Source organism: Pseudomonas sp. (assembly GCF_026224925.1).
Classification (GTDB): Bacteria; Pseudomonadota; Gammaproteobacteria; order Pseudomonadales; family Pseudomonadaceae; genus Aquipseudomonas.
Window position 1 is genome coordinate 1 of the sequence record NZ_JAMFRV010000258.1, and the last position, 8,574, is coordinate 8,574.

Below are 8,574 nucleotides of genomic sequence, written 5' to 3' on the forward strand. Positions count from 1 at the left end.
GCAGTACATCCTGCGGGTCCGTACCCTGGCCCGCTCCGTGGCGCAGGCCTACCTGATGGCCCGGGCCAAACTGGGTTTCCCGATGGCAACCCCGGATTTGCGTGACGAAGTGTTGGCTAAGTTGGAGGCAGCACAATGAGTGCTCAAGATTTCCTGGTTGAATTGGGCACCGAAGAGCTGCCTCCAAAAGCCCTGAGCATTCTGGGTGACGCGTTCCTCGCCGGTATTGAAAAGGGCTTGCAAGCTGCGGGCCTCAGTTTTACCGCTAAACACGTCTACGCGGCACCGCGTCGTCTGGCCGTGTTGATTACGCAACTGGCGACACAGCAGGAAGACCGTAGCGTCAACCTCGATGGTCCGCCACGTCAGGCGGCGTTCGACGCTGATGGCAATCCAACACAAGCTGCGCTGGGCTTCGCCAAGAAATGTGGCGTTGACCTGAGCGAAATCGATCAGAGCGGTCCGAAACTGCGTTTCAGCCAGAGCATCGTTGGCAAACCGACGATCAGCCTGCTGCCGACCATTGTTGAAGATTCGCTGAACGACCTGCCAATTCCAAAGCGCATGCGCTGGGGTGCGCGCAAAGAAGAGTTCGTGCGTCCGACCCAATGGCTGGTGATGTTGTTCGGCGATCACGTGATCGACTGCACAATCCTCGCGCAAAAAGCCGGGCGAGATTCCCGTGGGCACCGCTTCCATCACCCGGAAAGTGTGCGCATTACTTCACCTGCCAATTATTTGCAGGACCTGCGCGGCGCCTATGTATTGGCTGACTTCGCTGAGCGTCGTGAACTGATCAGCAAACGCGTCGATGAACTGGCTACCCAACACGAAGGCACCGCCATCGTACCGCCGAGCCTGCTCGACGAAGTCACTGGCCTGGTCGAATGGCCTGTGCCGCTGGTGTGTTCATTCGAAGAGCGCTTCCTTGAAGTGCCCCAAGAAGCCCTGATTATCACCATGCAGGACAACCAGAAGTATTTCTGTCTGCTGGATGCCGAGGGCAAGTTGTTGCCGCGCTTCATTACTGTGGCCAACATCGAAAGCAAAGACCCGACGCAAATCGTGTCCGGTAACGAGAAAGTAGTTCGTCCGCGCCTCACCGATGCCGAGTTTTTCTTCAAGCAAGACAAAAAGCAGAAGCTGGAAACCTTCAACCAGCGCCTGCAAAACGTCGTGTTCCAGGCTCAGTTGGGCAGTGTTTTCGACAAAGCCGAACGCGTGTCGAAACTCGCAGCATTCATTGCTTCACGTATCGGCGGCGATGCGCTACGCGCCGGCCGTGCAGGTTTGCTCTCGAAGTGCGATTTGGCGACCGAGATGGTCGGCGAATTCCCAGAAATGCAGGGCGTCGCCGGTTATTACTATGCACTGGCAGATGGCGAGCCTGAAGACGTTGCATTGGCGTTGAACGAGCAATACATGCCGCGCGGCGCTGGCGCTGAATTGCCAAGCACCCTGACCGGTGCCGCAGTGGCTATTGCCGACAAGCTCGACACACTGGTTGGGATCTTCGGCATCGGCATGTTGCCTACCGGCAGCAAAGACCCTTACGCCCTGCGCCGTGCAGCGTTGGGTGTGCTGCGAATTTTGATCGACAAGAAGCTCGATCTTGATCTGGTGCAAACCGTGGCATTCGCTGTCGGCCAATTCGGTACCAAGATCAAACCAGCCGGTCTGGCCGATCAAGTGCTTGAGTTTATCTTCGACCGCCTGCGTGCACGTTATGAAGACGAAGGCGTCGAGGTTGCGGTGTACCTGTCAGTACGCGCGTTGAAGCCGGCCTCGGCCCTCGATTTCGATCAGCGGGTTCAAGCGGTTCAAGCCTTCCGTAAATTGCCTGAAGCTGCGGCGCTTGCTGCTGTGAACAAACGTGTGTCGAACTTGTTGAGCAAAGCCCAGGGTGGGATCTCTAACGCTGTCGAACCGAAATACTTCGATAACGCTAACGAGTTCTCGCTGTATTCGGCGATTCAGCAGGCAGACCAGGCCGTGCAACCGATGGCTGCTTCGCGTCAGTACACCGAAGCGTTGGGCCGTCTGGCGGCATTGCGTGAACCGGTTGATGCGTTTTTCGAAGCAGTGATGGTCAATGCCGAAGACGCAAGCGTGCGCGCGAACCGTTACGCATTGCTGGCTCGCTTGCGCGGCCTGTTCCTCGGTGTTGCCGATATTTCGCTGTTGGGCTAAAGGAAGAGGGCGCGACGTGAAGCTGCTGATTCTCGATCGAGACGGAGTGATTAACCAAGACTCCGACGCTTACATCAAGTCGGTGGAGGAATGGCTGCCCATTCCCGGTTCGATTGAGGCCATCGCGCAACTGAGCAAATCCGGCTGGACGGTGGCGGTCGCTACCAACCAGTCGGGTATTGCTCGCGGTTATTACGACATCGCCAAGCTTGATGCCATGCACGCGCGCTTGCGCGAATTAGTGGCAGAGCTGGGCGGTGAAGTGGGCTTGATTGTTTACTGCCCGCACGGTCCGGATGAGGCGTGCGATTGTCGCAAGCCAAAACCGGGCATGCTCAACATTATTGCCCAGCATTACTCGGCTAATCTGACAGGTGTCTGGTTTGTAGGCGACACCCAGGGTGACCTGCAAGCGGCATTGGCCGTCGACTGTCAGCCTGTATTGGTAAAGACCGGAAAAGGTTTGAGGACGATGAATAATCCTCTGCCCGCCGGCACATTGATTTTTGACGATCTCGCGGCTGTTGCCGCAGACCTTATTCAACAGCGTTAATAGACGGGCGACGCCCGCAACGGTAAATGTACTTATGTCGATCATGCAGGCAATCAAAACCTTCTTGTTTTACCTGCTGCTGGGCACCAGTTCTCTGCTGTGGTGCACACTGAGTTTTTTCATCGCCCCGTTTTTACCGTTCCATAAGCGTTACCGGTTTATCAACGTCTATTGGTGCCGTTGCGCTTTATGGCTCACTCGTGTGTTTTTGAATATCCACGTTGACGTGAAAGGCCAGGAGAATGTCCCGGAACAGCCCTGCGTTATTTTGTCTAACCACCAAAGTACCTGGGAGACTTTCTTTCTCTCCGCGCATTTCTCGCCATTAAGCCAAGTGCTCAAACGAGAACTGTTGTATGTACCTTTTTTCGGCTGGGCCATGGCCATGTTGCGGCCGATCGCGATCGACCGTGATAACCCTAAAGCAGCACTGAAGCACGTCGCTAAACGTGGCGACGAGTTGCTCAAGGATGGCGTTTGGGTACTGATCTTCCCCGAAGGCACTCGTGTTCCTTTCGGCCAGGTCGGTAAGTTTTCCCGGGGCGGGACCGCACTGGCGGTCAACGCAAACCTTCCTGTGCTGCCGATTGCCCACAACGCGGGCAAGTACTGGCCAAAAGAAGGCTGGGCAAAAAGAGCCGGCACCATTGAAGTAGTGATTGGCGAACCGATGTACGCCGAAGGCACCGGACCACGCGCCATCGCAGCGCTTAATGACCGGGTTGCGGCCTGGAATGAGGCAACCCAACGCGCCATGGGTTCAATGGCTGCACCAGCGCCGAGCAATGAAAATGCGGTGGTCTGATTTTGTGGATAACCTGTGCACCAATTTTGTGAATTGATCGAAAATCAGCGCTAACCCTTTAATTTTTCAGCTTATTTCTTTAGTTCATTAACGAACCAAAAACGTGCATAAGTTTTTTATGTTACGTTTTTGGCTCACATTAATGTGGCAGCTATTTCTGCAATAACAGCGCTACCAGTGCGCTCCAACCGGTCTGATGAGAAGCCCCAAGACCTCGTCCGGTTTCGCCACTGAAGTACTCGTGAAACAGCACCAGATCCTGACTTTCCGGATCAGCCTGCAGTTGGGGATAAGCCGCCATGCTCGGACGACGCCCATTTTCATCCTTTAAAAATAGACGAGTCAGGCGTTGGCTCAGTCCGTCAGTGACTTCGTCCAACGACGAAAAGAATCCTGACCCCGTTGGGTATTCCACCAAGAAGTTGTCATCGTAATAACGGTGAAACTCTCGCAGGGATTCAATCAGCATGTAGTTAACCGGCATCCATACCGGGCCACGCCAGTTGGAGTTACCTCCGTACAACCGTGAGTTAGACTCAGCCGGCTGATAATCAGCGCATAGGGTGCTGCCGTTCACCTGCATGCTGAACGGTTTTTCCCCGTGAGCCTTTGAAAGCGAGCGAATACCAAATTCGGATAAAAACTCGTTTTCATCGAGCATCCTCGACAACAAATCTTTAGTGCGTTGACCTCTCAGCAAAGCCAGCAGCAACCGATTGCCTTTGCCCGGCTCTGTCCAGCGTGAAATCAACCGGGACAGGTCTGGCCTATGCCGGAGAAATCCCAGCATCCGATCACGCAATCCAGGCAAATCTTCATGCTCTCGTTGTTCCAGCACCTGAACCGCAAACAACGGCATCAGGCCTACCAACGAGCGCAGTCGTACGGGTTCGATGCTGCCATCGGGGCGATGCAGTACATCGTAGAAGAACTTGTCTTGCTCATCCCAAAGGCCACCAGAACTGTCGTCCCCGCGATTAATCGCACCTGCTATATACAAAAAGTGTTCGAAGAATTTGACGGCGATATCGACATACACCGCGTTGCGTTTGGCCAACTCCAACGCTATACGCATGAGGTCTATGGCATAGGCCGCAACCCAAGCGGTGCCGTCAGCCTGATCCAATGCGTAACCCGGGGCCATAGTTGCCGACCGGTCGAACAACGCTATGTTGTCCAGACCCAGGAAGCCTCCCTGGAATACATTGCGGCCCTCGGCATCTTTGCGATTTACCCACCAGGAAAAATTCAGCAGCAGCTTGTGAAATACTCGCTCAAGAAAATCCAGGTCGCCCACCCCGGTCAGTTGTTTCTCCTGCTGATAGACCCGCCACGATGCCCAAGCGTGTACCGGCGGATTAGCGTCGTCAAAGCGCCATTCGTAAGCAGGCAATTGCCCGTTCGGGTGCATGAAGCGGTCTTTGACCAACAGCAATAACTGGTCCTTGGCGAATACGGGATCAATCAATCCAAAGGCAACGGCCTGAAATGCCAGATCCCAAGAGGCGTACCAGGGGTACTCCCATTTGTCCGGCATTGACACGATGTCGAAATTGGAAAGATGTCGCCAATGAGTGTTACGAATTCCAGCCCGTTCGGGCGGAGGTGGCGGTTGCGTAGAGTCACCGTTCAACCAGCGATTGACGTCGAAATAATACAACTGCTTCGACCACAACAAGCCTGCTAATGCTTGGCGCTGTACGTTACGGGCGTCAGCGTCCTTCTGGTTACGTTGCAGCGCCGCGTAATAGTCATCGGCCTGCTTACGACACAGATCAACCAACTTTCTGCCGTTCACAGCCTCGGCGTCGGGGGGCGCAAAGCGTAGGTAAATGACTTCAGTTTCGCGACCGTTTAGTTCAAGTACGAAATGTGCAGCAGCTCGCGTCCCTTTGTCGCGATGGATAGCGTCGGTTTTCCCACCCGCTACATAGTCATTGATTCCGTCCTTGAAGGGCCCACTCGCCCATTGACCGCCTAACCTGGGAGTATTGGTTTCGTTCTCGCAGAACAACCATTCGCAGGTTTGTTGGCCCCAGGCGGTAGCGACCCTATCGGGTTGCTGGGGATAACTCGCGAGCACTTGCTGATCTTGCAGAACAAGGGCAGGGCGCTCAGTGGTGTCACCCCAGCTCCAGGTGTTGCGCGCCCATAGGTGCGGCAGGACATGCAAACGAGCAGCTTGATCCGAGCGATTCTGCACCGTAACTCTCATGAAAATATCGTCGGGCGTGTGCTTGGCGTATTCGATGGTTACGTCGAAATAATGGTTGTCGTCAAAGACGCCGGTATCCAGTACCTCGTACTCCGCATCCTTCAGACCGCGACGGCCGTTTTCCTGAACCAGATCGTCGTAGGGAAATGCAGCATGTGGATACTTGTAGAGCATGCGCATGTAGGCGTGGCTAGGGACGCCATCGACATGGAAATAGAGTTCTTTAACGTCTTCGCCGTGATTACCCTCCGAATTGTTCAGGCCAAACAAACGTTCTTTGATAATGGGGTCGCGCTCATTCCACAAGGCCAATCCCAGGCACCAGCGTTGCGCTTTGTCAGAGAATCCTGCAAGCCCGTCTTCGCCCCAGCGGTATGCCCGACTGCGCGCATGATCATGGGGGAAGTAACGCCAGGCATCGCCATCAGCGCTGTAGTCTTCACGCACCGTGCCCCACTGACGATCACTGAGATACGGCCCCCACTCACGCCAACGGTCAGCGTCATCACCAGAAAGGCGCTTGCCTTCGATGGTTTCAAGAAGTGGGTTTTGTTTAGGCTCAGCAGTCATTGGTACGTCCACGGGGTGTTGGATGTTCCACAGTGTAAAGCGGTGGAGAAGGTAGGAGGGCGCTTGGCGGGAAATGATTCAGGTGGGATTCAGAATGAATAATTTTTGAAACCCCCGGGGCGCTGACCGGGGTTTGATTTAGAGCGAGACGACGATGGATCCGACTGCCTAAAAGTCCAAATCCTCTGTAGGTTCACAAAACAGATGATTCGGAAGTTCCTACAATCGTTGGCATGCTTAGGATGCCACCGTGGCGCATAGACGCCTCGGCTTGGGCGAGTCCATTCAATTACGCCTTAACTCCCGACAACCGAGCAGGCGAAAAGACGTCCGGCTGCAGTCCTGCTTTGCACAGCTCGTCCGGCGGGACACCCTCCAAAAACAAACCGGCCGCCCATGCAGAGAGTGCAGGGGAGGTCAGGATGCCGCTGCCGCCTTGGCCGGCGAGCCAGAAGAAATTCTCGTCCTGCGTACTGAAACCCACGACCTGACGTTTGTCTGGAGCGAAGGTGCGCAGCCCTGCCCATTTGTGGGCAATGTGATTGATGGATAGCGTCGTCGATTCCGAGAGAAAGTGCGCCGCATAGGCGATGTCCAGTTCCTCGGGCTGTGCGTCACAAGCCTCGCTCGGGGTCGCATCGGCGGGTGAGACCATGATCCGCCCGGATTCGGGTTTGAAGTAAAACGCCTCGCTGACTTCATTAACGGCGGGTAAGGTGGAAAGGTCCACGCCTTTAGGGCCGTCGACGGTAATCGCCGTGCGACGGTAGGGCACGATGCGCAACCGGTCGAGACCGGCCAGCGCGGCGAAATCATCTGCCCAGGCGCCTGCCGCATTAACGACTTTTCGGCAAAGTACTTCGCCCGCCGGGGTTCGCAGGTGGTAGACACCGCCTTCACGATGAATCGAGGTGACCGGGCTTGCGAGTTGTACTTGCGCGCCGGCTCGGCGAGCCAAACGAAGGTAACCTTGCAACAGGCTGTCGACCTCTATGTCCCAATTCATCGGGTCGTAGAAGGCGGCTTCGACATAGTCGGCCTTCAGGAACGGCACCATCGCCAAGGCGTCGTCCGGGTGCAGCATGTACGATTCGGGTGATGTGGACAGGATATGGCTGAAGGCAGACTCGATCAGGTGTGCCCGCTCGCGCTGTGCAATGACCAGACTGCCACGCGGAATCAGTAGCTCGATATCGGTGAATCCGGCAGGTGGATTGGTCAGAAAGTTATAGGAGCTTTCGGCCAGGGTACTGACCCACGGGCTTTGGAACTGGGTGGAAAACTCCGCAGCCGAGCGGCCCGTGGAGTGGTAGCCAACCTGGTTTTCGCGCTCAAGCAGGATCAATGAGCGTTGTCCCGCCACCCTGTAAGCGAAAGAGGCACCGGCAATACCGCCACCGATGACTGCGACGTCAAAAATCTGCGGCATATTAAACTCCGGAGCGCGGTGGTGTAACGCGAGTCATTTCGCGGTCCAGGGGGTAGATCGGGCGCGGTATTTTGCTGAAGGGCAGACGGCCATAATCCAGCGTGCAGAGCGCCCCGCTGTCGCAGACCACGACGCTGCTGGCAATCGGTTCAAATGCTGCGCGGAAATGTTGCATCGACTTCAGCGCCACTACACGTTTTTTTGCCGGGTCGATGCCGAAGGCACGAAACTGCTGGAGATCCAGCATTTGCAATGCCGTGCTGGTAACCAGAATTTCAATATCATCAACCAGCAGCACCGCGCTCGGCCCGAAGCTTTGTTCCAACCCTCCAATCATCGGACCATCGCCAATGAAGTCACCGTTGCTGATCCGCAAGATGCGTCCGGTCACAGTCAGAGGCGCCCCACCGAAGCGGGGATCACTCTTGCCACCGACAGCTACCGTCACCGTGGCATCGACACCTTTCTCACACAGAATCGCGGCGATCTCCGGATCGACCATCGGGCCGAAACACGCATCCTCGACACCGGCAGCCAGCAGGGCACGTAATAATTCAGTGGCATCACCGTAAGACCCCGCACCAGGGTTGTCCGCATAGTCAGCAATGATCAAAGGGCCGTTTTGCCGAGGGTAAGTGCTGGCGATTTGCGCGACGTTATCCACGGTGTGATAGGTGTTGATCACTTCGCCGCGGCGGTTCCAGATATCGTCTGCCAGGCTTTGCGCAAAAGCACGATGCAGGCTGTCGTCGCCCTCATAGGTGACCAGCACCGTAGGTCCCACTTCGGCAATGTCGGCTTCAGGAAATGCC

At 55.7% G+C, this 8,574-nt stretch carries 6 protein-coding genes and 1 pseudogene; 4 read left to right on the top strand and 3 right to left on the bottom strand.

Annotated elements, in window-relative coordinates; genetic code table 11:
- The 4 genes and pseudogenes from M0974_RS11300 to M0974_RS11315 all read left to right on the top strand — a co-directional run.
- A pseudogene (locus tag M0974_RS11300) lies at positions 1–139 on the top strand (glycine--tRNA ligase subunit alpha); the annotation flags it as partial.
- Complete coding sequence (gene glyS / locus M0974_RS11305) at positions 136–2,190, top strand: glycine--tRNA ligase subunit beta (RefSeq protein WP_297836265.1); 2,055 nt, start codon at positions 136–138, stop codon at positions 2,188–2,190. The pseudogene M0974_RS11300 and the gene glyS, both read left to right, overlap by 4 nt.
- Positions 2,191–2,206: 16 nt before the next feature.
- Entirely contained in the window at positions 2,207–2,743 is a 537-nt protein-coding gene (gene gmhB, locus M0974_RS11310; protein WP_297836267.1) for a D-glycero-beta-D-manno-heptose 1,7-bisphosphate 7-phosphatase, read from the top strand.
- Positions 2,744–2,777: 34 nt separating this feature from the next.
- Positions 2,778–3,548: a 1-acyl-sn-glycerol-3-phosphate acyltransferase gene (locus M0974_RS11315; protein WP_297836270.1), complete on the top strand. Its 771-nt coding sequence runs from the start codon at positions 2,778–2,780 to the stop codon at positions 3,546–3,548.
- Positions 3,549–3,699: 151 nt separating this feature from the next.
- On the opposite strand, the gene M0974_RS11320 is transcribed toward M0974_RS11315, so the two are convergent.
- The 3 genes from M0974_RS11320 to M0974_RS11330 form a co-directional block, all read right to left on the bottom strand.
- Entirely contained in the window at positions 3,700–6,333 is a 2,634-nt protein-coding gene (locus M0974_RS11320; RefSeq protein ID WP_297836272.1) for a glucosidase, read from the bottom strand.
- 289 nt (positions 6,334–6,622) lie between these two features.
- Positions 6,623–7,762 carry an FAD-binding oxidoreductase gene (locus tag M0974_RS11325; protein ID WP_297836274.1) on the bottom strand — a complete coding sequence of 380 codons (1,140 nt, stop codon included), beginning with the start codon at positions 7,760–7,762 and terminating at the stop codon, positions 6,623–6,625.
- A 1-nt stretch (position 7,763) separates the two neighbouring features.
- Positions 7,764–8,574: MlrC C-terminal domain-containing protein (locus M0974_RS11330; protein WP_297836276.1), on the bottom strand; the 811-nt coding region annotated here is incomplete at its 5' end.